The 25,042-nt window shown below is 70.0% G+C and carries 17 protein-coding genes and 2 tRNA genes; 12 read left to right on the top strand and 7 right to left on the bottom strand.

The window, feature by feature from the left end:
• Positions 1–53 precede the first annotated feature (53 nt).
• The 3 genes from QE363_RS13630 (at position 54) to QE363_RS13620 (ending at position 1,214) form a co-directional block, all read left to right on the top strand.
• Positions 54–130 (top strand) — tRNA-Arg (locus tag QE363_RS13630).
• Positions 131–164: 34 nt separating this feature from the next.
• A tRNA-Arg gene (locus QE363_RS13625) sits at positions 165–241 on the top strand.
• Positions 242–395: 154 nt separating this feature from the next.
• Positions 396–1,214, top strand: coding sequence for a toll/interleukin-1 receptor domain-containing protein (locus QE363_RS13620; RefSeq protein WP_309696085.1), 819 nt, complete (start codon positions 396–398; stop codon positions 1,212–1,214).
• 325 nt (positions 1,215–1,539) lie between these two features.
• Here QE363_RS13620 and QE363_RS13615 read toward each other — a convergent pair whose 3' ends face one another.
• The 3 genes from QE363_RS13615 to QE363_RS13605 form a co-directional block, all read right to left on the bottom strand.
• A complete protein-coding gene (locus tag QE363_RS13615) occupies positions 1,540–2,556 on the bottom strand; it encodes an LLM class flavin-dependent oxidoreductase (protein WP_309696083.1) in 1,017 nt (338 codons plus the stop codon).
• A 92-nt stretch (positions 2,557–2,648) separates the two neighbouring features.
• Positions 2,649–3,347: an anti-sigma factor gene (locus QE363_RS13610; protein WP_309696081.1), complete on the bottom strand. Its 699-nt coding sequence runs from the start codon at positions 3,345–3,347 to the stop codon at positions 2,649–2,651.
• On the bottom strand, positions 3,344–3,829 hold the full coding sequence (locus QE363_RS13605; protein WP_309696078.1) for a sigma-70 family RNA polymerase sigma factor: 486 nt from the start codon (positions 3,827–3,829) through the stop codon (positions 3,344–3,346). Before QE363_RS13605 ends, QE363_RS13610 begins: the two co-directional genes overlap by 4 nt.
• Before the next feature lie 105 nt (positions 3,830–3,934).
• On the opposite strand from QE363_RS13605, the gene QE363_RS13600 reads away from it, so the two are divergent.
• Together QE363_RS13600 and QE363_RS13595 are read left to right on the top strand one after the other, a co-directional pair.
• Positions 3,935–5,197, top strand: coding sequence for a S8 family serine peptidase (locus tag QE363_RS13600; protein ID WP_309696076.1), 1,263 nt, complete (start codon positions 3,935–3,937; stop codon positions 5,195–5,197).
• Positions 5,198–5,266: 69 nt separating this feature from the next.
• Positions 5,267–6,124, top strand: coding sequence for a hypothetical protein (locus QE363_RS13595; protein ID WP_309696074.1), 858 nt, complete (start codon positions 5,267–5,269; stop codon positions 6,122–6,124).
• A gap of 57 nt (positions 6,125–6,181) precedes the next feature.
• Here the strand turns inward: QE363_RS13595 and mgrA are convergent, their stop codons facing one another.
• Positions 6,182–7,258, bottom strand: coding sequence for an L-glyceraldehyde 3-phosphate reductase (mgrA, locus tag QE363_RS13590; protein WP_309696072.1), 1,077 nt, complete (start codon positions 7,256–7,258; stop codon positions 6,182–6,184).
• 82 nt (positions 7,259–7,340) lie between these two features.
• Positions 7,341–10,538 (bottom strand): helicase-related protein, encoded by a 3,198-nt coding sequence (locus QE363_RS13585; RefSeq protein ID WP_309696071.1) that lies wholly within the window; start codon positions 10,536–10,538, stop codon positions 7,341–7,343.
• 136 nt (positions 10,539–10,674) lie between these two features.
• On the opposite strand from QE363_RS13585, the gene QE363_RS13580 reads away from it, so the two are divergent.
• Both QE363_RS13580 and QE363_RS13575 read left to right on the top strand, forming a co-directional pair.
• The gene (locus QE363_RS13580; protein ID WP_309696069.1) at positions 10,675–11,478 is read left to right on the top strand and encodes an SDR family oxidoreductase; all 804 of its coding nucleotides are present in this window, start codon (positions 10,675–10,677) and stop codon (positions 11,476–11,478) included.
• Positions 11,479–11,556: 78 nt separating this feature from the next.
• Positions 11,557–12,426 carry a glycoside hydrolase family 16 protein gene (locus QE363_RS13575; protein WP_309696067.1) on the top strand — a complete coding sequence of 290 codons (870 nt, stop codon included), beginning with the start codon at positions 11,557–11,559 and terminating at the stop codon, positions 12,424–12,426.
• Here the strand turns inward: QE363_RS13575 and mgtE are convergent.
• Positions 12,423–13,781: a magnesium transporter gene (gene mgtE / locus QE363_RS13570; protein ID WP_309696065.1), complete on the bottom strand. Its 1,359-nt coding sequence runs from the start codon at positions 13,779–13,781 to the stop codon at positions 12,423–12,425. The two genes, QE363_RS13575 and mgtE, sit on opposite strands and share 4 nt — an antisense overlap.
• Before the next feature lie 277 nt (positions 13,782–14,058).
• Between mgtE and QE363_RS13565 the strand changes: the two genes are divergently transcribed.
• The 4 genes from QE363_RS13565 to QE363_RS13550 all read left to right on the top strand — a co-directional run bounded on the left by QE363_RS13565 (position 14,059) and on the right by QE363_RS13550 (position 21,228).
• Positions 14,059–17,202 (top strand): autotransporter domain-containing protein, encoded by a 3,144-nt coding sequence (locus tag QE363_RS13565; protein WP_309696062.1) that lies wholly within the window; start codon positions 14,059–14,061, stop codon positions 17,200–17,202.
• Between the two features lie 140 nt (positions 17,203–17,342).
• A complete protein-coding gene (locus QE363_RS13560) occupies positions 17,343–17,843 on the top strand; it encodes an RNA polymerase sigma factor (RefSeq protein ID WP_309696059.1) in 501 nt (166 codons plus the stop codon).
• On the top strand, positions 17,840–18,802 hold the full coding sequence (locus QE363_RS13555) for a FecR domain-containing protein (protein ID WP_309696057.1): 963 nt from the start codon (positions 17,840–17,842) through the stop codon (positions 18,800–18,802). Before QE363_RS13560 ends, QE363_RS13555 begins: the two co-directional genes overlap by 4 nt.
• On the top strand, positions 18,799–21,228 hold the full coding sequence (locus QE363_RS13550; RefSeq protein WP_309696054.1) for a TonB-dependent receptor domain-containing protein: 2,430 nt from the start codon (positions 18,799–18,801) through the stop codon (positions 21,226–21,228). The genes QE363_RS13555 and QE363_RS13550 overlap by 4 nt, the downstream gene beginning before the upstream one ends.
• Here QE363_RS13550 and QE363_RS13545 read toward each other — a convergent pair whose 3' ends face one another.
• Positions 21,229–22,455, bottom strand: a complete 1,227-nt coding sequence (locus QE363_RS13545) for an SGNH/GDSL hydrolase family protein (protein ID WP_309696052.1) — start codon at positions 22,453–22,455, stop codon at positions 21,229–21,231.
• Positions 22,456–22,574: 119 nt separating this feature from the next.
• On the opposite strand from QE363_RS13545, the gene QE363_RS13540 reads away from it, so the two are divergent.
• Positions 22,575–25,040 carry a glycosyl hydrolase 115 family protein gene (locus tag QE363_RS13540; RefSeq protein ID WP_309696050.1) on the top strand — a complete coding sequence of 822 codons (2,466 nt, stop codon included), beginning with the start codon at positions 22,575–22,577 and terminating at the stop codon, positions 25,038–25,040.
• Positions 25,041–25,042 lie beyond the last annotated feature (2 nt).

The following is a 25,042-nucleotide window of genomic DNA, read 5'->3' as shown; positions in this document are numbered from 1 at the left end:
TTTTTGTATATTGCCACGATCGGAAACCGCTTCTATCAGCCCACCTCCACAGCGCGCCCGTAGCTCAGCTGGATAGAGCATCAGACTACGAATCTGAGGGTCGGACGTTCGAATCGTTCCGGGCGCGCCAGTGGATCACATAACAGGTCTTCACGACCTCATGCGCGCCCGTAGCTCAGCTGGATAGAGCATCAGACTACGAATCTGAGGGTCGGACGTTCGAATCGTTCCGGGCGCGCCACTTTCCCCTTGGGAAAGCAGGGAGATACAGGGGCGGCGAGAGCTGCCCCTTTTTCTTTGCTAGCAGCTTTCGAGCAGATTTCTAACGAGCGGCTTGTTCGCGCCCTTCCGCGAACCGGGGCAGCTTCTTACCTTCCAAGGACAGGGAGAAGCGTATGCCACACAAGATTTTTCTGAGTCACAACCATAACGATAAGCCGCTCGTGGAAGCGGTGGCGGTCAAGCTCGCGTCCATTTTCGGGCAAGACCAAGTTTTTTACGACTCTTGGTCGATTAGGCCTGGCGATGGGATCATCGACCAGATGAACAAGGGGCTGGAGGCTCCCGAGTTCGTGTTCTTCTTTGTGTCGAAGAACAGCCTCGCCAGCGGCATGGTGGCGCTGGAATGGCAGAACGCGCTCTACTCAGCCTCGAAGGGGAAAACGCGGATCGTGCCGGTGCGGCTCGACGGAAGCGAGATGCCGGCGGTGCTCAAGCAGACGCTGTTCATAGACATGCACACGATTGGGCTTGAAGCCGCTCTCGCGCAAATTGTTAGCGTCACTCAGGGCAACGCCTCGTTTACGCCTCAGCATAGCGGCTTCTCAAATCTGTCCTACACAAAGTCGGTCAGTTCGACGGGTGACGTGGAAGTAGTCGTCCGTGCATCCCACTTGATGGAGCCCAATCCCCGTTTCGTTCTCGTCGTCACCAATCCAGAAGAGGAGGTGCTTGGTAGCATCGTTGGCGAGGACACAATCGTGATGGGATACAACAAGGACACCTTCACTGCGGCCGATGGTTCGAAAGCTCATGGAATTTTACTATATGCCATGAGCCGAGCACTAACTCCCTCTCTTCCACTTCGTATGAAGATCGAAAAGCGCGGTTCTAGCCCAATCAACTTTATTGATGTATTCCACCAGAAGGGCGAGAAGGAGTGGGTACCGGTTCCCCGCGCGACGACTGGGTTGATCAACACAAAGATTTCGTAGCGTTGCAAGCTCGCGATTACCGGGCTTGTTTGCTGGCTATCCTAGATCACGTCCTTGCACGGGTCGCACATGCGCACCCGCGCCACGTCGGCGGAGAAGAACTGGCGGCGGCACCGCAGGCACGACCGCCAGCCCACGTGCCTGACCACGCGCGGCGGGTTGTGGTCAGTGTCCAGCCCGGCTCACGCCGGGTGCCGCCGTCCCACGGCCACTCGTTCCGGGCGCGCCATTTCTTCCTACATCGTCGTTACCGCCACCCCGCCGGGGGCCTGTCGTCGCGCTTCAGCGCCGGCGCAGCCATGGGCCGCGCCGACGCCGGTGCGGCTCAGCGCCAGCCGAGCGCGGGCGCGATGTGGCGCAGGATGTTCTCGATCACATGCGCGTTATACGCCACGCCTAGCTGGTTGGGCACGGTCAGCAGCAGCGTGTCCGCCTCGGCAATGGCTTCGTCGGCGCGGAGCTGTTCGATCAGCCGTTCGGGCTCGTCGGCATAGGATCGGCCGAAGACGGCGCGCATATTGTCGATGATGCCGACCTGGTCCTGGCTGTCGTCGCGCCCGAAATAGGCGCGGTCCTGGTCGGTGGTCAGCGCGAAGATCGAACGCGAGACCGACACCCGCGCGGGCCGGGCATGGCCCGCCGCCGCCCAGGCCTCGCGATAGGCGCGGATCTGCCTGGCCTGCTGGACATGGAAGGGCTCGCCGCTCTCATCGGCCTTTAGGGTCGAGCTTTGCAGGTTCATGCCGCGCTGTGCCGCCCAGATCGCGGTCGCGTTGGAGGCCGAGCCCCACCAGATCCGGTCGCGCAGGCCCGGCGAATGCGGCTCCAGCCGCAACAGGCCCGGCGGGTTGGGGAACATCGGGCGCGGATTGGGCTTGGCGAAACCCTGGCCTTTCAGCAGGTGCAGGAAGACCTCGGCATGGCGACGGCCGAGATCGGCATCGCTCTCGCCCTGGGCGGGACCATAGCCGAAATGCCGCCAGCCCTCGATCACCTGTTCGGGCGAACCCCGGCTGATGCCCAATTGCAACCGGCCGTTGCTGATCAGATCCGCCGCGCCCGCATCCTCGACCATGTAGAAGGGGTTTTCGTAGCGCATGTCGATGACGCCGGTGCCGATCTCGATCCGCGAGGTCCGCGCGCCGACGGCCGCGAGGAGCGGGAACGGCGAGGCGAGCTGCTGCGCGAAATGGTGCACGCGGAAATAGGCGCCGTCCGCGCCCAGTTCCTCGGCGGCGACCGCCAGGTCGATCGACTGGAGCAGCACGTCCTGCGCCGAGCGGGTGGCCGACTGGGGCGAGGGCGACCAATGGCCGAATGACAGAAATCCGATCTTCTTCATGCCCCCAAGATAGCGCGGGCATGGCCGCCTTGCACGGGGGGCTGGGGCACCGATCGGGAAACGCTGGGTTTTCCTGATCGGCGTAACCGGGGCTATCGGGTGCGCCAGCCCCGGTCGAGCGCCGCCCGCTCGCCATCGCGGTCGAGCGGCATGTCGGCCATCATGTCCTGCGCCGCCGCCATCAGCGCGGCGTCGGAGGAGCCTGCCTGCGCATAGCCGCCGCCGCGCTCGGGCGTGCTGCCTGGCATGGTCCGCTCTAGCGCCCAGCCGCGATCGGTGCGACAGGCGATGCCGTCGGCGGCGGCGGACTGGAAGACACGGCAATAGCCATTGTCCCGGTTGCGGAAGCTGACCGCGATCCGCACCGCACCCGCCGTCCCGCTGGGCTGCCGGTCGAGCGCCTTCGCCAGCGATCCGGCGGCATAGAGCCCGTCGGCATTCGCGGCGACCGGCCCCTGGTCCACCCGCTGCCCCAGCACGACGCCGATCACGAGACAGGCCGCCATCGCCGCGACCGAGCGCCACGGGGCCCCGGCCCAGCGCGACGGCGCGGGCGCGCGGGTCGGCAGGGCGACGACATTGGACCGCAGCAGCGCGGCCAGCCGGTCGGGCACGGGCTCGTCGGCGACCGGGGCATAGGCGCCCGACAGCGTCGCGCGGAGCCGCCGATGCCGCGCCACTTCCTCGCCCAGCGCGGGATCGGCGGCGATGGCGGCCTCGACGCGCTTGGCGGTCAGCGGATCGAGCGCGTCGTCGGCATAGGCCATCAGCATTTCGGGTTCGATCGTCATGCCGCTTCTCCCAGCCGCGCCATCAGCGCCTGTCGCCCGCGCACCAGCCGCGAGGTCAGGGTGCCCATCGGAATATCGAGTATCTCCGCCGCCTCCTTATAGGCCAGCCCTTCGACCAGGACGAGCGCCACCGCCTCGCGCTGTTCGTCGGGCAGGGCGCGCATCGCCGCCTCCACCTCGGTCAGCGCGACATGCGCCTCCGCCGCGCCCGGCGCGCCGACGCCCATCCCGGCATCCTCCGCGATGAAGGTCTCGGACGCGCGGCGGCGGGCGCGGGTGGTGTCGATCCAGGCGTTGCGCATGATGCGGTACATCCAACTGTCCAATCGCGTTCCAGGCTGCCAGGACGAGCGGGCGAGCAACGCCTTCTCGATCGTGACCTGCGCCAGATCGTCGGCATCGGCCGCGTCATGGGTGAGCGATCGCGCGAACCGCCGCAGACGCGGCAGCAGGGCCAACAACTCCTGTTCGAACGCAGCCAAGCCTGATTCCTTGTTTGTCAGGATGAAACGGGTGAGGAATGTCGTTTAATCCATGTCAGTGTCGATTTTGGCAATGGGGCCGGTTTCGGCGATGGGAGCGTGACGATGCGGCCGGTGATGATGGGTCTGGTGCTGGTGGCGGGCATGACGGCATGGGGGGCGGCCTCGGCACAGCTGCTGCCGGGCCTGCCCTCGCTGCCCGCCATGCCGGGGATCGGCGGCGGCCTGCCCGACATTCCCGGCCCCGATACGATCCTGTCCGAAGTCGGCCGCGTGTCGCGCGCGACGGTGGCGCGGCTGGACGCAGCGCGGCGGGCAGCCTTCGCGCAGCTGGTCCGCGATCACCCCGATGCGATCGTGCTCGATCCGCAGGGCTTTCCGGCGCGTGCGGGCGAGGTGGTGGTCGATTCGCCCAGCGAGACGCTGCTGAACGCGGCGGCGCGGTCGGGATATGGGGTGATCGCGCGCGAGGATGTGCTGGGCGTCGGCTTCGTGCGGTTGCGGCTGCCGCCGGGGCGGTCGCTGAAGGCCGCGCTGGACGAGCTCCGCGCGCTGGGGGGAGAGGTCAGCGCGGACCAGCTCCACCTGCCCAGCGGTGGCGGCCGCGCCCTCGCGATGATGCCGCTGGCGCAGCGCGGCGGGCAGGGGACGCTGGTCGGCGTGATCGATGGCGGGGTGGAAGGCGCGGCGGTGACGCAGGGTTTCGCAGCCGGAGCGCCGCGCGCCAACGACCATGGTACGGCGGTCGCCTCGCTGATCGCGGGCGGGCATGGCATCACCGGGTCGCTGCCGGGGGCGCGGATCGCCTCGGCCGATGTCTATGGCACCGACCCGGCGGGCGGCAACGCCACCGCCATCGCCCGCGCGCTGGGCTGGATGGTGCAACAGGGGGTGTCGGTCGCGACGATCAGCCTGGTCGGCCCCGCCAATCCGCTGCTGGCACGGGTGGTCGCGGCGGCACGGGCGCGCGGGCTGGTGATCGTCGCGGCGGTCGGAAACAACGGCCCCGCCGCGCCTCCGGCCTATCCGGCCTCCTATCCGGGCGTCATCGCGGTCACCGCCGTCGATGGCCGCAACCGGCGACTGATCGAGGCGGGGCAGGCGAGCCATGTCGACTATGCCGCGCCGGGGGCCGATATGCTGGCGGCGGGCGTGGGCGGGCGGCGGTTCAAGGTGCGCGGAACCTCCTTCGCCGCTCCGCTGGTCGCCGGGCGTATCGCGGCACTCTATCCGCGCCTCGATCCCGGAGCCATCGCGGCGGCGCTGGCGCGCGTCGACGCCTCGGCGGAGGATCTGGGGCCGCGCGGGCAAGATAAATTCTTTGGCCGTGGAATGGTTTGCAGGAATTGCCGCACATTTTCGCGATAAATTCGACAGCCGCCGGGATTAAACCCCGATGTCGCGCCGTTGTCTCCGCAGAAGAAAAGGAGAATGACGATGAAGACGCTTCTGTCCAGCACCGCGATGCTTGCCGTGGCTCTGATCGCGGCCCCCGTGTCGGCACAGCTGCTTGGGGGCAGCGGAGGACTTGGCGGCGGCCTGGGTGGTGCGCTCGGCGGAGCGACCGGCACCCTAAGCGGGGCTGCGGGCGGTACGCTGAACGGCACGCTGGATCAGGGCCGGATCGCCACCGAGGGCGCGACCCGCACGCGCGGTTCGGTCCGCGCCGATCGCGCCGTCGATACCCGTCGCGGCCGCGTGTCGGCCTCGGGCAATGCCTCGGGCGGATCGACGCTCGATAGCGCGACGCGGATCGGCGGCGCTTCGGGCGGCGGCAATGGCTCGGCCTCGGGATCGGTCGGCGGCGGGGTCGATGCGCAGCTGGTCGGCACCGACGCGGTTCGCGATGCGGCTGGTCGCGGGGTGAATGCGGTGGGGCGGGTCGCCGACGGCGCGCGCAGCACGGCGGGCGCAGTGGGACAGCGGGTGCGCGGCACGGCCGCCGGCCTGACCGAGCGTGCATCGAACCTCGGCACTATTGGCGGCAGCGCGGCCGGATCGGCCTCGGCCTTGGGCGGCAATGGCCTGTTGTCGGGCAATCTCGCCTTGGCCGGTAGCGGCGCGGCACGCAGCGGCGGCTTCCCGGTCAATCCCGGCATGGCGGTGACCGATGCCAAGGGGCGTGCGATCGGCGCGGTCCAGTCGGTCCGCACCAATGCGCAGGGCGCGGTCGACCGGGTGCTGGTGAAGGTCGGCAACCGGGTGGCCGATCTGCCCGCCGCCAATTTCTCGGGATCGGGACAGGTGCTGGTCTCGGCGATGGGCAAGGGCGCGGTGAAGAACGCCGCCGAATAAGCGCCACCCCTGCTCAAGCGATGCGCCCGGTCCCACGGCCGGGCGCATCATCGTATTTTAGGCAGGCACCCCTTGTGCGGCGGGCAGGGTGACGATGTCCGAGGATTCGGCCCACAGGTTGATGCCGCCATCCTCCGCCGCGCGGTCGATCGCGCCTTGCTCTTCCGGCGAGAAGTCGAGGTTCTTCACCGCATCGAGCGAGTCATCCAGCTGCTCGACGGTGCGCGCGCCGATCAGCGCCGAGGTGATGCGGGGATCGCGCAGGACCCAGGCGATCGCCATTTGCGCCAGCGTCTGGCCTCGCGCCTCCGCAATCGCGTTCAGCCGCCGGATCGCGGCCAGATTGTCCTCGGTCAGCAAAGTCTCGGACAGCGATCCGCCCCGGCTGGCCCGCGCATCCTGCGGCACGCCGTTCAGATATTTGGCGGTCAGCATCCCCTGCGCCAGCGGCGAGAAGGCGATGCAGCCCGTACCCAGTTCCTCCAGCGTGGCCAGCAGCTCGCGCTCGATCCAGCGATTGAGGATCGAATAGCTGGGCTGATGGATGAACAGCGGCACCTTCTCCTCCGCCAGCAGCGCCGCCGCCCGCCGGGTCAGTCCGGGTTCGTAAGAGGAAAGGCCGATATAGAGCGCCTTGCCCTGCCGGTGCAGCTGGACGAGCGCGCCGACCGTTTCCTCCAGCGGGGTGTCGGGATCGACCCGGTGCGAATAGAAGATGTCGACATAGTCCAGCCCCATCCGCTTCAGGCTCTGGTCGCAGCTGGCGATGAGATATTTCTTGGACGAGCCGATATCGCCATAGGGGCCGGGCCACATGTCCCATCCCGCCTTGGTCGAGACGATCAGCTCGTCGCGATGCGCGGCGAAGTCGCTGGCGAGGACACGGCCGAAATTCTCTTCGGCCGATCCGTAAGGCGGGCCGTAATTGTTCGCGAGGTCGAAATGGGTGACCCCCCGGTCGAAGGCGCGGCGCAGGATCGCCCGGCCGGTCTCGAACACGTCGGCGGCTCCGAAATTCTGCCATAGTCCCAGGCTGATCGCGGGCAGCTTCAACCCGCTTCGCCCACAGCGGCGATAGGGCATGCGACCGTCATAGCGCGCCGGATCGGCGGCATAGGGGGCGGGGAAGGGCATCGGGATCATCCTCTTTGACTTTGGCGGCCAGGATTAGGCGGCCGCGCGCGTGCCGCCAATCGCCTGGGATAAGCGGCGGCGTTTATCCGAGCAGCGTCGCCAGCCGCTCCAACCGCTCGGTCGGGTCGTCATGGCGCTCCTTGAGCAGATAGCGGCCGTCCTTCTCGACCAGCCCCTCCACCTGCGCCAGATCGGCATCCTCGCCATGCGGGGTCAGCGCGATCGCGGCCGGACCGGCATCGATGCGCGCAATGCCCAGTCCCCGCATCCGCTCGCGCAGCCGGGCGGTGGCGAGCAGGATGCGCGCATCCTCGGGCAGCGTGCCGAACCGGTCCTCCAGCTCCGCCTCGAACCCGTCGATCGCCGCATCGTCACGCAGCCGACCCAGTCGGGCATAAAGCGAAATGCGCAGATCCTCATCGGGTATCCAATCGTCGGGCAGCCGCCCCTCGACCCCCAGGCGCAGGTCCGGCGTCCAGCGCTCGACCGTCTCACCGCGCGCGGTGCGCAGCGCATCCTCCAGCAGTTGCTGGTACAGCTCGACGCCGATCAGCCGCATATGCCCGGCCTGGGTATCGCCCAGCAGCTCGCCCGCGCCGCGCATGTCGAGGTCGCGCGCACTGATCGCGAACCCCGCGCCCAGCCGGTCGAACGCCTCCAGCGTGCGGAGCCGCTTCAGCGTGCGCGGGGCGATGGCGTCCTCCGCCTCGGTGAACAGCAGCACCTGGCCCCGCCGGTGACCGCGCCCGACCCGGCCGCGCAGCTGGTGGAGCTGGGACAGGCCGAAGCGGTCGGCATGGACGATCGCCATGGTGTTGGCGCGGGGGACGTCCAGCCCCGCCTCAATGATGTTGGTCGCCAGCAGCACGTCGCCATCGCCCCGGCCGAAGCGGACCATCACGTCATCGATCTCGGCGGCGGGCAATTTGCCATGGGCCTGGAGGACCTCCAGCTCGGGGACCAGCATGGCCAGCCGCTCGGCCAGCGGGGCCATGTCGGCGATGCGCGGCACCACGACGAAGCTCTGTCCGCCGCGCGACCGTTCGCGCAGCAGCGCGGCGCGCAGCGTCTCGGGCGAGAAGCGCGACACCGCCGTCCGGATGGGCTGCCGCCGCGCGGGGGGCGTCGCGATGATCGACAGGCGCCGCAAGCCGACCAGCGCCGATTGCAGCGTGCGGGGAATGGGGGTGGCCGACAGGGTCAGGACATGACCGGCGGACAGTTCCTGCAGCCTCGCCTTGTCGCCCGCGCCGAACCGCTGCTCCTCGTCGACGATCACCAGCGCCAGGTCCTGATAGGCGATGCCCTTGCCCGCCACCGCGCCGGTGCCGATCACCACCCGGATGCTGCCATCGGCCAGCCCCGCCTTGACGCGGCGCTTCTCGGCGGCAGTCGACAGGCGCGACAGCCCGGCGACGGTGACGCCGGTGCCCTCGAACCGCGCGGCAAAGCTGTCGAGATGCTGGCGGGCCAGCACCGTGGTCGGCGCGGCGAGCGCGACCTGGCGGCCCGCGAGCGCGGCGATGGCGGCTGCGCGCAGCGCGACCTCGGTCTTGCCATAGCCGACATCGCCGACCACCAGCCGGTCCATCGGCCGCCCGGAGGCGAGGTCGGCGCGCACCGCCTCGATCGCGGTCAGCTGGTCGGGGGTTTCGCTGAAGGGGAAACCGGCGGCGAAACGCTCATAGTCGGCCACCGGCGGATCGAGCACCGGGGCATGACGCTCGGCCCGGTCCGCCGCCATGTCGGTCAGCTGGCGGGCGGTCTGCGCGATCGCCGCATCGATGTCGCCGCGCCGCTCCTGCCAGCTCTTGCCGTCCAGCGTGTCGGGCCTGACCACGTCGTCCTCGCCGCCATAGCGCCACAGCCGATCGGCCTCGGTGACCGGGACCAGCCGGGTCGCGGACTTGGCATAGACCAGCTTGATCGCATCGCCCTGCACCCCGTCCTGCCCGTCGAGCGGGACGACGCCCGCCACCGTCGCGATGCCGTGATCCTCATGGATGACGGTATCGCCGACGCGGATCTCGGCGGTCTGGATCAGCGACAGGTCGACATGCGGCGTGCCGCCGTCGCCGCGATCGGCGCGACTGCCCAGCAGGTCGGCCGCGGCGATGGCGATGATCCCCTTGCGCCGGAACCCCCGCTCGGCCGGAGCGACCAGGGTCAGCAGCGAACCCCGTCTGGCCCTGGTCGCCTGTCGCCAGCCTTCGACCCGCCTCGCCTCGGCCTTCAGGACATGGTCGACGCGGCGCCCCAGGAAGCGAAGATCGCGCTCGCTGCCGATCAGCACGACCCGGTCCCCGGCGTCGAGCGCGGGGCGGGCGAGCCTGGCGAAGTCGCGCAGCGGCGCGCGTGTCTCGACGAAGCGGGGCGGCTCCTCGCCCTCGCGCGCGATGGTGGCGGTGCGCCGCTTGGCCAGCGCGTCTTTCCAGGCCGCGTCGCCGATCATGTCCCGCGCGGCGCGCTTCGAGCCGCGCCTGGCGACATCGGCGCTGAGCAGCAGCAGACGGCGGCGCCGTTCGTCCGCGCCCGGCTCGACGATGACGAGCGCGTCGGGCAGATGGTCCAGCAGGCTGCTGGTCCGGTCGCCCTGCACCGGCTCCGCGACGCGGCCGAGTTCGCGCCGGGCGATATCGCCGGTGCTGCGCTGGTCGGCGGGGTCATAGGCGCGGATCGCCACGATCCGGTCGTCGCCGACCTCGATCCGCAGCGGCTGTTCGGCATCGGCAGGAAAGATGTCGAGGACCTGCCCGCGCAACGCGATCTCGCCGGGTTCGTCCACCCGCTCGTCGGCGACATAGCCCAGGTCGATCAGCGTCGCATACAGCGCGGCCAGATCGCATGGCTCGCCCGTCGCGACGCAGGGCGGTTCGGCATCGAAGGTCGCGGGCGAGGGCAGGGGCTGGGCCAGCGCCTCGCCCGAGGTGACCAGCGCGATCCGGCCCCGCTTGGGCTGCGCCAGCGCCACCCGCACGCCGTGAAGCGCCGACACGCGCTGTCCGACATTGGCGGGGGAGGCGGGGGCGTCGTCACCGGGCAGCGCATCCGATCCGGGGCAGAACAGCACCGTCGCGTCGGGCGCCATCGCGGCCAGCATCCGTGCGACCGCGATGGCGCGCGTCTCGTCGGTGACGGCGAGGAGGACATCGTCCTTCGCCAGATGCCCGGCGACGCCCGCCGCCAATTCGGCGATGCCGAGCAGGGGCACGGGGCCGTCGCCGACCGGCGGCATGGTGGCGATTTGGGTGTCGGACAGCTTGCGCACGGACGATGGCATCCCCTGAAATTCCCAGTTCCGAACGGGCGGGGTGCGGCGTCGTTCCGTGACGGATCAGGCATTTACCGGAGCGATCGCGGCGGAACCCTATGCCGTCTCGCCCCTTACGGACCGGGACATGCGAGGGAGAAGGTGAATGGATCTGGGCATCAAGGGCCGCATCGCACTGATCAGCGGCGCGGATTCGGGCATGGGCAAGGAAACCGCGCGGCTGCTGCTCGAAGCCGGGGTCCGCGTCGCGCTGACCGACAAGCCGGGCGGCACGATGGACCAGGCGGTGGACGAACTGACGCCGCTGGGCGAGATCGTGGCGGTGACCGGCGACGTCACCAAGCCCGATCAGGTCGCCGCGATCTGGCGCGAGGTGCGCGATCGGCTGGGCGAGCCGGACATCTATGTCAACGCGGCGGGAGTCACCGGCGCGACCGGCGACTTCCTGGAGATCGATGACAAGGGCTGGCTGGAGACGCTCGACATCGACCTGATGGGCGCGGTGCGCATGTGCCGTGAGGCGATCCCGGCGATGCGTCGCAAGGGATGGGGGCGGATCGTCCTTTTCGCCTCCGAGGATGCGGTCCAGCCCTATGTCGACGAACTCCCCTATTGCGCGGCGAAGGCGGGGATCCTCAGCCTGGCGAAGGGGCTGTCCAAGGCTTATGGCGCGGACAATGTGCTGGTGAACACCGTCTCCCCGGCCTTTATCGCGACGCCGATGACCGATGCGATGATGACGAAGCGCGCCGAGGAAAAGGGCGTCGGCTTCGACGAGGCGATCGCGACCTTCCTCGACGAAGAGCGCCCCGGCATGGTGCTGAAGCGGCGCGGCCGCCCCGAAGAGGTCGCCGCCGCCGTCGCCTTCCTGGTGTCGGAGCGGGCGAGCTTCATCAACGGTGCGGGCATACGCGTTGATTCCGGGTCGGTTTTTACGATTGCAGGCTGATTTCCCGCAGGCCGCCGGCATGGCTTTCGCCGATGGGCGGGGCTAGGCTGGCGGCCGGACGAGATGGGAGGATGAGCGATGATCGGGCGGGGATGGCTGGTGCTGGCCGGTGTGGCGGCGCTGGCGACGGGCGGGGCGGCACAGCAGACACAAGCCCCCGTCCGGACCGACACGCTGGGCGCGACAAATTACGGATTTGCCGGGCCGATGACCGCCCCCCGCACCGCGCCCAGCTTCGGGGACGAGTTCGGCCGCCGCATCGACCCCACCCGCTGGCGCTGGGACGTCAGCCAGAACCGCAAGGGCTGGCCGAACAACGAGCTGCAATATTATGCCGGGCCGGACCGCGCCAATGCGCGGGTCGAACACGGCGCGCTGGTGATCGAGGCGAAGGCCGAGGCCCTGCGCGACGAGGCCGACTGGGGCGGCCAGAGCTACAGTTCGGCCAAGCTGGTGACGCAAAAGCCGCTTGGCTATGGGTTCTATGAAGTGCGCGCCAAGCTGCCATGCGGGCGCGGCATGTGGCCCGCCATCTGGCTGCTGCCGATGGATGGCTCGCGCTGGCCCGACGGGGGCGAGATCGACATCATGGAAATGGTCGGCTGGAACCCGGACGTGATTCATGCGACCGTCCATTCGGCGGCCTATAACCACCGGCTGGGCACGCAGCGCGGGGCCGAGACGCCGGTGCCGGGGGCGTGTACCGCCTTTCACCGCTATCAGCTCGACTGGACGCCGCAGGCGATCACTATCGGCGTCGATGGCCGCGCCTATATGCGGGTGAAGAACGACCGGCCGGGCGGCGCGGCGGCCTGGCCCTTCACCCGCCCCTATTCGCTGATCCTGAACCTGGCGGTCGGGGGCGACTGGGGCGGCAAGAAGGGCGTGGACGACGCCGCGCTGCCCCAGCGCATGGAGGTCGATTACGTCCGCTACTGGCGGCGTTAGAGCAACGTGCCGGACAGGATCGCCAGCGCGATCGTGAAATAGATCACCAGCCCGGTCACATCGACCAGCGTCGCGACGAACGGGGCCGAGGCGCTGGCGGGGTCGAAGCCCAGCCGCTGGAGCAGGAAGGGCAGCATCGATCCCGCCAGCGAGCCGAAGGTGACGATGCCGACCAGCCCGGTGCCGACCGTCGTCGCCACCAGCACCCAGTGCGGGCCGTAGTCATAGAAGCCCAGCGTCTGCCACAGCGCGATCCGCGCGATGCCCAGCATCCCCAGGATCGCTCCCAGCGTCAGCCCGGCGGGCAGTTCGCGCAGCGCGACCCGCCACCAGTCGCGCAGCCGCACCTGGCCCAGCGCGAGTGCCCTGATGATCAGCGAGGTCGCCTGGCTGCCGCTATTGCCGCCCGAGCTCATGATGAGCGGGATGAACAGGGTCAGGACGACCGCGCGCTCCAGCTCGGATTCGAAATGCTGCATCGCGCTGGCGGTCAGCATCTCCGAGAAGAACAGGATGCTCAGCCACCCGGCGCGCTTGCGGATCATCGCAAGGAAGCCGGTTTCCAGATAGGGATTGTCGAGCGCCTCGACGCCGCCGAACTTCTGCGTATCCTCGGTATGCGCGGCGACCAGCGCGTCGAGCACGTCGTCGACCGTGACGATGCCGATCGGGCGCCCCTGTTCGTCGATGACGGGCAGGGCGAGCAGATCGTGGCGGCGGATCATGTGCGCCACCTCCTCGCGGTCGGTGGTCGGCGCGACGGTGATCGGATCATGGCCACGCGCCAGCTCGATCGCGAGCGAGTCGGGGTCGGCGGCGATCAGTTGGCGCAGCGAGACGGTCGCGACCAGCCGCCCCTGCGGTTCGAGCAGGAAGACCGAATAGACGGTCTCGCGGCTGCGCTCGACGGTGCGAATATGCGCCAGCACCTCGCCGACGGTGGCGTCGGCGGAGGCGGCGACATATTCGGTCGTCATCATGCCGCCCGCGCTGTCGGGCGGCCAGCGGAGCAGCGTGTCGATCGACGCGCGGATGGGGGCGGGGAGCGCGGCGTGGATCGCGGTGGCATCGTCCTCGTCCATTTCGGCGAGCACGTCGGCGGCGCGGTCCTCGGCCATTTGCGACACCAGCGCGGCGGCGCGCGCGGTGGTCAGCAGCGGCAGGATTTCGGACGCGCAGCGGAGTTCGGGGCTGTCGAGGACCGCCACGGCGCGCGCATCGGGCATTTGCGACAGGGCGTCGGCGGCCTCCGCGACCGGCAGCGACTGCAACGTATCGACGAGATCGGCGATGGACAGGCCGCGCCGCGAGGAACGGAAACCGGCGGCGACGCCGGCAATCAGATCGTTGACCATTTCAAACCTTTCGTCCGCACGACCCGGGCGGACGAAAGCCAGTCACGAAAACTAGCGAACGGGCCCGAGGCGTGCGGCGCTACTGGAACTGTCGCTGGACATGTTCTCGCTTTCTGGAACGACGCGGGGGGCCCCGCATCTGCCCGGCCCTGTGATCCTCCGCAGGGCAATCGTCAACACCGCCGGGCAACCTGACAAAATTTTAATCCGGGCGGCAAGGATCGGGGGCCGTGGCTCCGTCTGGAGGGGCAAAAGGGACATAAAGGGGACCTCATCCGTGCATCGCCTGCTCTTCGCCTCGACCGCCACGCTCGCGCTGGCGGCGGGAGCGGCCGCCTCGGCCCAGACCGTGATCGACACCAAGCGCACGACGCCGGTCCGCACCGCCACCGTCAACAACGGCGCGGCTGCCGATGTCAGCATCACGACGGCGGGCAGCGTGGTCCCGACCGGCGGCACCGCCGTCCGGATCGACAGCAACAACAAGGTCGCCAATGCCGGGACGATTCAGATCACCGACGCCAACGATTCGACCGGCATCGGCGCGGCGGCAGGCGTCAACGGCCAGATCACCAACACCGGCAAGATCATCATCGACGAACGCTATACGGCGGTCGATGTCGACAAGGACGGCGACCTGGACGGCCCCTTCGCACAGGGCGCCCGCCGCTATGGCATTCGCACCGATGGCGCGTTCACCGGCACCATCACCAATAGCGGCGAGATCACCATCAAGGGCACCGATTCCGCCGGGATCGCGCTGGGCGGTCCGCTGACCGGCAGTCTCGTCCAGTCGGGCAAGATCAACGTGCTGGGCGATCGGTCGGTGGGCGTGCAGACCGGGGCGGTCTCGGGCAATGTGACGCTGGGCGGCAGCATCGTCGCGGTCGGCGAGAATGCGGTCGGCGCGCGGATCGACGGCGATGTCGGCGGGGCGCTGACCGTCGAGGGCGGGATCGGGTCGACCGGCTATCGCTATACCACCCCGCCCGCCGATGTGTCGAAGCTGGACCGCGACGACCTGCTCCAGGGCGGATCGGCGCTGGTCGTCGCCGGCAATGTCGCGGGCGGCATCACGCTGGGCAATGTGACGGGCAAGGCGGCCGACCTCATCACCAACGGCGCGGCGCCGACGATGCAGATCGGCGCGGCGAACCGGGCGGTGGTCATCGGCGCGACCGGCGGCACCACCCCGGCGGCGGGGCTGGTCGTCAACGGGCGTGTGTCGGCGGCGGGCGTCTATAGCGGCGTGCGCGCGACCGCGCTGTCGATCGGGGGGCTGGGCGGCGCGGTGCAGATCGCGCAGGGCGTCTCCGTCGGCGGGACCGTGCAGGCGACGGCGAACGGCGCGGAGGCGACCGCCATCCGCTTCGGCACGGGCGCCTCGACCCCGCAGCTTCAGGTCGGCGGCAGCGTGACCGCGACCGGCGGGGGCGCGGCGAGCGCGATGACGACCGCGATCCTGATCGATAGCGGCGCATCGGTCCCGACGCTCCGCAACACCGGCGCGATCAAGGCCAGCGCGACCGGCGCCTCGGCCACCGCGATCCTCGATCGCTCGGGCGGGCTGACCCTGATCGAGAATGGCGGCTCGATCGCCGCGGCGGGGGGCGATTCCTCGCGCAGCATCGCGATCGACCTGTCGGCGAACACCAGCGGCGCCGTCGTCCGGCAGCTCGCACCCGCGACCGGTGCCACCGCGCCGAGCATCAGCGGGGCGATCCGCTTCGGCAGCGGCAATGACAGGCTGGAGATTGCGGGCGGTTCGGTCAGCGGCGATGTCAGCTTCGGCGCGGGCAACAACCGGCTGGAGATTAGCGGCGGCACCTATGCGGGCACCGCGACCTTCGGCACCGGTGCCGACACGCTGGTCGTCGGCGGCAGCGCGCGGTTCGACGGCGTCGCCGATTTCGCGGGCCAGGGCCAGGATCTGCTGTCGATCACCGGCAAGGGCGTCTTTGCCGGGCGGCTGGCCAATGCGGGCCATGTCGCGGTGACGGTCGCCAGCGGCGGCGGCACCTTCGCGGCCAACGGCGTATCCAGCATCGGCTCGCTGACGCTGGGCGACCAGTCGATCCTGAGCGTGGCGCTGGACAAGGCCAATCCGACCGGCAACCTGATCCAGGTCGGCGGCGCGACGGTGATCGGCGCCAACAGCCAGCTGGCGCTTCGTGTGTCGGGCGGGACCGACGTGACGGGGCGCTATGTCGTGCTGCGGTCGGGCACGCTGACCGGCGCGAACAACCTGACCCTGGCCGCGAGCGCGATGCCCTTCCTCTACAAGGGAGCGATCGTCGCCACGCAACCCAATGAGATCGCGGTCGACGTCACGCGCAAGGCCAAGACCGAATTGGGCCTGAACCGCGCGGGCGTCAGCGCCTTCGACGCGATCGACACCGCGATCGCAAAGGACGCCAAGCTGTCCGACGCGATCCGGGGCATTTACGACGGCGCGGCGTTCCGGGGCGCGATCGAGCAGATGCTGCCCAATTACAGCGGCGGCGTGTTCGAAAGCGTGACGCTGGCCTCGCGCACTGCTGCCGCGCAGTTGCGCGAACCGGCGGGCGAGTTCAGCGAAGAAGGCAAATGGGGCTATTGGCTGACCCCGATTGGCTGGGACGCGTCCAAGGGCACCCGCTCGACCCGCAGCTATGACGTGCGCGGCTGGGGGATCAGCGGCGGCATCGAGCACAAGACCGATGCGGGCAATTTCGGCGCCTCGCTGTCCTATATGAGCGGTCGCGACAATGAAGGCTCGGCGGTCAACCGTGTCGACCACAGCCAATATGAGCTGGCCGGTTTCTGGCGCGCGCGCTGGGGTGCGCTGGCGAGCCAGGCCCGCGCCTCGGCGGCGTTCCTGTCCTTCGGGTCGCAGCGTCAGTTCAACGGCGTCGTGGGATCGGAAGCGGTCCAGCGCCGCGCGACCGCCGACTGGAAGGGCATGCTCTATTCGGGGTCGGGATCGGTGTCGTGGGAACATTGGGCGGGCCAGTTCAGCGTCCGGCCCATCCTGGCCCTCGACTATTACCGCCTGAACGAGGACGGCTATCGCGAGAGCGGCGGCGGGACGGGGTATGACCTGACCGTGCGCAAGCGGAGCAGCGACGAACTGGCGGTCACCGCCAGCGTCGCGGCGGGCATCAATTTCGGCGGCGACAATCGCTATGACCAGTGGAGCCGCCTGGAGATCGAGGGCGGACGGCGCGAGCGCGTCGCCGGGGCGCTGGGCCGCACGATCGCCAGCTTCGGCGACGGCACGCCCTTCATCCTCGATCCCGAGGCGCGTCGCGGCGGCTGGGTCGGCCGGGTGCGCGCGATCACCGGGACCAGTGAGATCCGGTTGAGCGGCGAGGTCAATGCCGAACAGAGATTGGGCAACGTGGCGCTGGCGGCGCGCGCGGCCCTCCAATTCGCCTTCTAGGCGAGTTCGTCCGCGTGCATCACCCCTGTAGCGCACGCGGGCGTTCGGAGCCCCACCCCGTCCTTGGGTGGGGCTCCTTTCCACATCGGGGCTCTTCGGCTAAACCACGACATTCCCTTTCCCTTTCTTCGGTCACCAGCATGCCGCCCACCGGGATCGAGGCCGTCTTCCTCGCCAATCGCGACAGGCTCGTGCGCTTCCTGGGCGCGCGCGGGGCGGGCGACGCGGCCGAGGATCTGGTCCAGGACCTGTGGTTGAAGGTGTCGGGGCGGATGGACGGGCCGATCGCCAATCCGTTGGCCTATCTCTACCGCGCGGCGGACATGCTGATGATCGATCGCTACCGGGCCAGCCGACAGGCCGAGCGGCGCGAGCGGGACTGGGCCGAGGGGCAGCAGGCGGGCGATGCCGAGGTCCCCGCCGCCGAACGCGCCGTGGTCGCACGCCAGACCGCCGAGCGGATCGCCGCGACGCTGGCGGCGCTGGGCGAGCGGCCCGCGCTGGTGTTCCGGCGCGCGCGGGTGGAGGGGGTGCCGCAGAAGCAGATCGCCGCCGAACTCGGCATCAGTATCAGCACCGTCGAAAGCGATCTTCGCATGGCGGCGCACGCGCTCGCCGCGCTCAAGGAACAGATTGGATGAGCCAGCCCCCGCAATCCCCGCCCGATGCGACGATCGACACGGTCGCGATCGAATGGGCGCTGCGCATGGCCGATCCGGCATCGGCCGACTGGGACGCCTTCACCGATTGGCTGGAGGCCGATCCGGATCATGCCGGACGCTATGATCGCGCCGCGGCGATGCTGCTGGATGCGGCGGACGCGCTGGCGGCGCACCCGGATGTCATGGCGGCCCCGGTCGTGGTCGACGACGAACCCGTCATGCCCGCCCGGCGGCGGCGACCGCTGCGCTGGATCGGCGGCGCGGTCGCGGCGGCGCTGGTCGGGATGGTCGGCGTCCCGCTCTGGCTCGACCGGCCGCAGCCCTATGCGGTCGAGACCGCCGCCGGGGAAATGCGGCACATCGCCTTGCCCGACGGCAGCCGGATCATGCTGGCCGGGGGATCGCGCGTCACGCTGGACCGGGCGGATCGACGCCGCGCCGTGGTCGACCGGGGCGAGGCCCTGTTCGAGGTGCGGCACGACGCCGCGCATCCCTTTGCGGTCGAGGCGCGGGGCATCGGGCTGACCGATCTCGGCACCGTCTTCGACGTCAGGCTGGGCGCGCGTGCCATGCGGGTGGCGGTGGCCGAGGGCGCCGTCATGGTCGATCCGAAGGGTGCCGCACTTCGCCTGACCCCCGGACAGGCGGTGGTGGCGGAGGGGGATCGGCTGATCCGCCAGCCGGTCGCGGTCGAACAGGTCGGCGGCTGGCGGCAGGGGCGGCTGGCCTATGACGGGGCGCCTTTGGCCGACGTCGCCGAGGATCTTTCGCGCTTCCTCCGCCAGCCGGTCGCCGTCATGCCTGCCATCGCGGACCGGGGATTTCGCGGCACCATCGAGCTGGACGCGGTGCGGGAGCAGCCCGACCTGCTGGGCCGATTGCTCGATGTGCGGGTCCGTCGCCAGGCGGCCGGGTGGATGCTGGAACCGCGCGGGTGAGATTTTCGGGGGCGGGGTTCGCGGTCCTGACGGCGGCCGTCGCGGCTTGCGCGACGGCGGCGGCGGCGGCCGAGCGCCTGCCCCTCGACCTGCCCGGCGGGACCGTCGCGACCCAGGTGATGGCGCTGGGGCAAAGGGCGCATGCCAATATCGTGGTGCCCGACGCGCGCCTCTGGTCCCGCGCGCTGCCCGCCTTGCGGGGCCGCATGTCGGTGGAGCGGGCGCTGGCGCTGATCGCCGAGCGCAGCGATGCGCGGGTCGAGGCGCTCGGCCCCGGCAGCTGGCGGCTGCTCCCCAAGGCGCGGCCTCGGATCGCGATCCCGCATCGCCGCCGGTCCGCGCCGCCGCCGCCACCGCCGCCGGAAGTGCCGGACGGCGATGTCGTCGTCACCGCCAGCAAGCGCGACACGACCCGCGATCATTTCGCGGGGCAGTTGGTGCAGGTCGCGGGCGCCGATCTGGAACTGGGCGGCGCGGGCGGCACGGGCAAGCTGGCGGACCGGATGACCGTGATCGCCTCGACCTATCTGGGTCCGGGGCGCAACAAGCTGTTCATCCGGGGCATCGCCGACTCCAGCTTCACCGGCCCGACCCAGGCGACGGTGGGGCAATATTTCGGCGATCTGCGGCTCAGCTACAACGCGCCCGACCCTGACCTGCGGCTCGCCGATCTGGCGGCGGTCGAGGTGCTGGAGGGGCCGCAGGGGACCTTGTACGGCGCGGGGTCGCTGGGCGGGTTGATCCGGCTGGTTCCCAATGCGCCCGATGCGACGCGGGCCGGGGGATCGGTGATGCTGGGCGGGTCGGCCACCGCGCGGGGCGCGCCGGGGGTGGATGCGCAGGCGGTGCTCAACATGCCGGTCATCGCCGACCGGCTGGCGATCCGGATCGTCGCCGATACCGCGAGCGAGGGTGGATATATCGACAAGCCGCTGCTCGGCCGGACCGATGTCAACCGCACCCGGATCGAAGGCGGACGCGCCGCCGCGCGGCTCGACCTGGGCGGCGGCTGGAGCGTCGAGGCGATCGGGATCGGCCAGCGGATACGCGGCGCCGACAGCCAATATGCCGATCGCGACGGCCCCCCGCTGACCCGCGCCGCGCCGGTGGCGGAGGGCTTTTCGGCCGATTTCGGCCAGGCTCAGCTGGTCCTGTCGGGCCGCCTGGGAGGCGTCCGGTTCCGTTCGAGCAGCGGCATCACCGCGCACGACCTGATGGAACGCTATGACGCGACCCCGCCGGGCGGCCCGGTCCAGCTGTTCGCCCAGGCCAATGCCACCCGGATGCAGGCGAACGAGACCCGGCTGTGGCAGTCGTCGCCCGACGGCTCGGGCTGGCTGGCGGGGTTCAGCTATGTCCATAACCGCACCCGGCTGACCCGGCTGTTCGGCGAGCCCGGCGCGCTGGTCGCGCGGACCGGCGTGGTCAACGGCGTCGAGGAGGCGACGCTCTATGGCGAGGCGAGCGTGCGGCTGCTCCCCGGCCTGCTCACCACGGGCGGGCTGCGCGTTACCCATTCGGTGCTCGACGGGGCGGGCGAGGACCTGCCTTCCGCCCTGTCGGTCCAGGCGCTGGCGCGGTTGCAGGATGTGACGGCGCGACGTGCGCAGACGATCCTGCTGCCCGCCGCCTCCGCGCTGATCGACCTGACCCCGCGGGCGCAGCTCTTCCTGCGCTATCAGCAGGGATTTCGTCCCGGCGGGCTGACCATCGAGGGGCCGGTGGTCCGCAGGTTCCGCAACGACCGGGTGGCGACGATCGAGGCGGGGTTGCGGACCGGGCGGCCGGGGCGCGACCGGTTCGACGGGTCGATCACGCTGGCCCACACGTCGTGGCGCGACATCCAGGCCGATTTCATCGATTCCGGCGGCCTGCCCAGCACCGCTAATATCGGCGACGGAAAGCTCTGGACGATCGAGGCGCTGGTCGGCGCGCGGTTGGCCGAAGGGCTGCGGGTCGAGGGGGCGCTCTCCTATAATGACAGCCGGATCGACGAGCCGTCGAGCACCCGCGTCTTCGCGCTGGCCGAGGATCTTGCCGGCGATCCGGCGGCGGCGCGCGCGGCGGTGCTGGCGCGGTTGAGCCAGATTCCCAATATCGCGCGGGTCACCACGCGCGCGGGCTGGGTCTATCGCCGCATGCTGGCGGGCGGGCGCGACCTGCGCGTCGATGGCTGGTTGCGCTATGTCGGGGCGTCACGGCTGGGCGTGGGGCCGATCCTGGGCGAGCGCCAGGGCGATTATCTCGACAGCGGGCTGACCGCGCGGCTGGGGCTGGGCGCGATCGGGATCACCGCCAGCGTCACCAACCTGGCCGATGTGCGCGGCAATCGCTTCGCGCTCGGCACGCCCTTCGCCACCGGGCGCGACCAGGTGACGCCGCTGCGCCCCCGCACGCTGCGCATCGGGCTGGACGCCGCTTTCTGATCAGCGGCGCGGGGCCGCGAACAGCGACAGGGGCACCGCCTCGGCCATGGCGCGATAGCCCGCCATGCTGGGATGCAGATGATCGCCCGAGTCGTAAGCGGGCAGCAGCCGGTCGGGCCTGGCCGGATCGCGCACCGCCCGGTCGAAATCGATCACCCCGTCGAACAGCCCCGACGTGCGGATGAAGCGGTTGATCGCCTGCCGGTCCGCCTCGGTCTCGGGGCCGGGATGATAATAGTCGTTGCCCTGGAACGGCGTGATCGTCCCGACGATCAGGCGGATGCCATGGGCATGGGCGCGTTCGGCCAACTGGCGATAGGCACCGGTGATCCGGCGCACCATCGCCTGATGGGTCGCGGCGTCGACCGGATGCTCGCGGGTCAGCACGCCCAGGTCATTGACCCCTTCCAGCAGGATGGCATGGCTGACGCCCGGCCGCGCGATCACGTCGCGGTCGAACCGCGCCATCAGATTGGGGCCGATCCCGTCGAGCAGCATCCGGTTGCCGCCGATCCCGGCATTGACCACCGAGAAGCGGCGCGTGGCGGGCGAGGCCGCCAGCCGCTGCGCGAGATCGTCGGGCCAGCGGGTGTTGCTGTCGTCCTTGATGCCATAGCCGTCGGTGATCGAGTCGCCGATGGTGACGATGGTCGCGGTCTGCGCGGCGTCGCGTATCTCGACATCCGAGAGCGCCCACCAGCCGCCGATCGTCTGCGCATCGGGCAAAGCGGGCCGCGCGGTGGCGTCTCCGGCGATCAGGAAGGTGGTCGAGCGTGCGCCGGTATGGCCGGTCGGGGTCGTCACCGGATCGGGGAAATAAAGGCTGACCGCCACATCGCCGCCCGCCGCGACCGGCAGGGCGATCGCGTCGGAATAGAGTTCGGCCCCCGGCGGCACCACGACCTCGCCTGCGCCGTCGAAGGTCACGATCAGCGGCGTGGCGACGTCCGACCGGCCGGGCGCGGCCAGGCCGATGCTTGCCGCGCCGATATGGAGCGGGGTGGTGCCCGCGACATTGGACAGGCGAAGGCGAAGCACCCTGCCGCTGGCGGTCAGGCGGACGATCTGGCGGATCGTGACGGGACCGGCCTTGGCCACCCTGTCGGCATTGGCCCCCTCGACCCGAACCTGGGACGAGCCCCAGGCGGGGGTCCAGCGGGTGTCGCGCGCCTGGACGCCGGTCGCGATCATCACGGCCGCCGCGGCCACCATCGTCCAGTGCTTCATGCCCGATCCTCTCTTTGTCGCATCCGCGCTTGCGGCCTGCGGTTTGTGAGCGATAACAGTAAGCGAGACAAACGAAAATAGTCCCGGTCGTCCTGCACGACGGGGAGACCGGAGAGACGATGAACCCCCTGCTATTGTCCGCCGCGCTCGTCGCGCTGATCCCTGGCGCTGCCGCAGCGGCCGCCGCCCACCCGACCTGTGCGGGACCGGTCGTCGCCTGCGAGCGGAGCGTGGCGGGCGCCCTGTCGCTGCTGGCGCCGGGGCGGGTGGCGACGGTGGTCGTCGATCCGGGGGACGAGCCCGGCGTCCGCCGCGCCGCCACCGATCTGGTTGCCGATTTGAAAGCGGTGGGCGGCGGCGATGTCCGGCTGGCGGGGGATGCGGCGGGCGGGGCGACCGTCATTGCCGGGACGCTGGGGCACAGCGCGGTCGTGGATGCGCTGGTCAAGGCGGGCAGGATCGATGTCTCCGGCCTCGCCGGGCAATGGGAGGGCTATGTCGAGCAGGTGGTCGACAACCCCATGCCGGGTGTCGCGCGGGCGCTGGTGATCGTGGGGGCGGATCGGCGCGGCACCATCTATGGCCTGTACGACATCAGTGCGAAGGCCGGGGTCAGCCCCTGGACCTGGTGGGCCGACGTTCCGGCGCAGCGCCATCCGACGCTCTATTTGACGGCGGGACGCGTCGCCGATCATCCGGTGGTCAAATATCGCGGCATCTTCATCAATGACGAGGAGCCCGCATTCGGCGGCTGGGCGCGCAAGAGCTTCGGGGGGATCAACCACCGGGCCTATGAGCGGGTGTTCAACCTGCTGCTCCGCTCTAAGGCGAATTTCCTGTGGCCCGCCATGTGGGGCAAGTCGTTGTGGCAGGACGACCCCGCGACCGCGCCGCTGGCGCAGGAGATGGGGGTGCTGCTGGGCACCTCGCACCATGAACCGATGCAGCGCGCGCAGATCGAGTGGAAGCGGCAGGGCGGCGGCGCGTGGGACTATACGAAGAATGCCGACGAACTCCGCAAATTCTGGCGCTTCGGGATCGAGCGGCGCGGCCGGGCCGAGGACCCGGTGACGATCGGCATGCGCGGCGACGGCGACGAGCCGATGACCGAGGGGACCGCGACCGAACTGCTCGAACGGATCGTCACCGACCAGCGCAGGATCATCGCCGATGTGACCGGCCGCCCGGCCGCGCAGACGCCGCAGGTCTGGGCGCTCTACAAGGAGGTGCAGGATTATTACGACAAGGGGATGCGCGTTCCCGACGACGTGACCCTGCTGTTCGCCGACGACAATTGGGGCAATATCCGCCGTCTGCCCCCCATTGGCGAGACGCGTGTCGGCGGATCGGGCGTCTATTATCACTTCGATTATGTCGGCGGCCCGCGCAACTATAAGTGGCTGGACACCAACGCGATCCCGCGCGTGTGGCAGCAGATGACGATGGCGCACCAATATGGCGCGGACCGGCTGTGGATCGTCAACGTCGGCGACCTGAAGCCGATGGAATATCCGACCAGCTTCTTCCTGGACATGGCGTGGAATCCCGACCGCATGGACCTCTCTGCGATGCAGGCCTATCCGGTGCGCTGGGCGACGCAGCAGTTCGGGGCTGCGCAGGGGCCGCAGATCGGCGAACTGATCCGCCGCTATGGCCAGCTCGCCAGCCGTCGCAAGCCCGAGCTGATCGACGCGACCAGCTATGACTATCGGGGCGGCGAATGGGCGCGGGTGCTGGCCGAGTGGAATGCGCTCGACGCGGCCGCCCGCAAGCTCGAGACGCGGATCCCCGCCGACCGGCGCGACGCCTATTACGAACTGGTGCTGCACCGGATCGAGGCGATGACGAACCTGCATCGGCTGTATCAGGCGGTCGCCGCCAACCGCGCCGCCGCCAGTGCGGGCGATGCGGCGACGGCGGAGAAGATGGCGGCCGCCGCGCGGGGCTTCTTCGCCCGCGACGCCGCGATCCGCCGCCGTTACGAGGTGGAGACGGCGGGCGGCAAATGGCCCGCGATGATGGCGCAGACGCATATCGGCTATACCGGCTGGCAACAGCCCGACAGCGACGCGATGCCCGCGCTCGCCACCGTCGCCGCGCCGCTTCCCCTGCCACCCGCGCCGCCCCGTGCCGTACAGCGGATCGCAGCCGATCAGGGCCGGGCGGTCGATGGCGGCGGCATCCGGTGGCAGCGTGTCGCGAACTTCACCGCGGAGGGAGCCGCGATGATCGCCACGCCGACCACCGCGCCGACCATCGAGCGGCCGGGCGGGGCGAGCCCGCACCTCGTCTATGACCTGGCCACCGAGCGCGCCGGGCCGCTCAAGCTCGCCATCGTCGCGGCGCCGGGACTGGACGTGCGCGGCGGCGGGCGGCACCGGATCGCAGTGTCGGTCGATGACGGCGCCCCCGTCATCCTGAACCTGATGGCCGGAGAGACGGCCGCGACCTGGGATCGTTCGGTGATCGAGAACCGGCGGGTCGCGACGACGACCATGCCGGGCGTCGCGGCGGGGCGGCATCGCGTGACCCTGTGGCTGGTCGATCCCGAGGTGGTGTTCGAGGGGATCGAAGTCCTGCCCTGACG

It is taken from the genome of Sphingomonas sp. SORGH_AS_0870 (assembly GCF_031453175.1).
Taxonomy (GTDB): domain Bacteria; phylum Pseudomonadota; class Alphaproteobacteria; order Sphingomonadales; family Sphingomonadaceae; genus Sphingomonas.
This window is presented reverse-complemented; position numbering and strand designations above follow the sequence as displayed.

Bases quoted from the DNA above. Each gene is read 5' to 3' on its own strand.
- QE363_RS13615 (WP_309696083.1), bottom strand. From the start codon at position 2,556: ATGAAGAAGATCGGATTTCTGTCATTCGGCCATTGGTCGCCCTCGCCC.
- mgtE (WP_309696065.1), bottom strand. From the start codon at position 13,781: ATGGTCAACGATCTGATTGCCGGCGTCGCCGCCGGTTTCCGTTCCTCG.
- QE363_RS13545 (WP_309696052.1), bottom strand. From the start codon at position 22,455: ATGAAGCACTGGACGATGGTGGCCGCGGCGGCCGTGATGATCGCGACC.
- QE363_RS13555 (WP_309696057.1), top strand. From the start codon at position 17,840: ATGAGCCAGCCCCCGCAATCCCCGCCCGATGCGACGATCGACACGGTC.
- QE363_RS13610 (WP_309696081.1), bottom strand. From the start codon at position 3,347: ATGACGATCGAACCCGAAATGCTGATGGCCTATGCCGACGACGCGCTC.
- QE363_RS13575 (WP_309696067.1), top strand. From the start codon at position 11,557: ATGATCGGGCGGGGATGGCTGGTGCTGGCCGGTGTGGCGGCGCTGGCG.
- QE363_RS13595 (WP_309696074.1), top strand. From the start codon at position 5,267: ATGAAGACGCTTCTGTCCAGCACCGCGATGCTTGCCGTGGCTCTGATC.
- mgrA (WP_309696072.1), bottom strand. From the start codon at position 7,258: ATGCCCTTCCCCGCCCCCTATGCCGCCGATCCGGCGCGCTATGACGGT.
- QE363_RS13540 (WP_309696050.1), top strand. From the start codon at position 22,575: ATGAACCCCCTGCTATTGTCCGCCGCGCTCGTCGCGCTGATCCCTGGC.
- QE363_RS13585 (WP_309696071.1), bottom strand. From the start codon at position 10,538: ATGCCATCGTCCGTGCGCAAGCTGTCCGACACCCAAATCGCCACCATG.
- QE363_RS13600 (WP_309696076.1), top strand. From the start codon at position 3,935: ATGCGGCCGGTGATGATGGGTCTGGTGCTGGTGGCGGGCATGACGGCA.
- QE363_RS13580 (WP_309696069.1), top strand. From the start codon at position 10,675: ATGGATCTGGGCATCAAGGGCCGCATCGCACTGATCAGCGGCGCGGAT.
- QE363_RS13560 (WP_309696059.1), top strand. From the start codon at position 17,343: ATGCCGCCCACCGGGATCGAGGCCGTCTTCCTCGCCAATCGCGACAGG.
- QE363_RS13620 (WP_309696085.1), top strand. From the start codon at position 396: ATGCCACACAAGATTTTTCTGAGTCACAACCATAACGATAAGCCGCTC.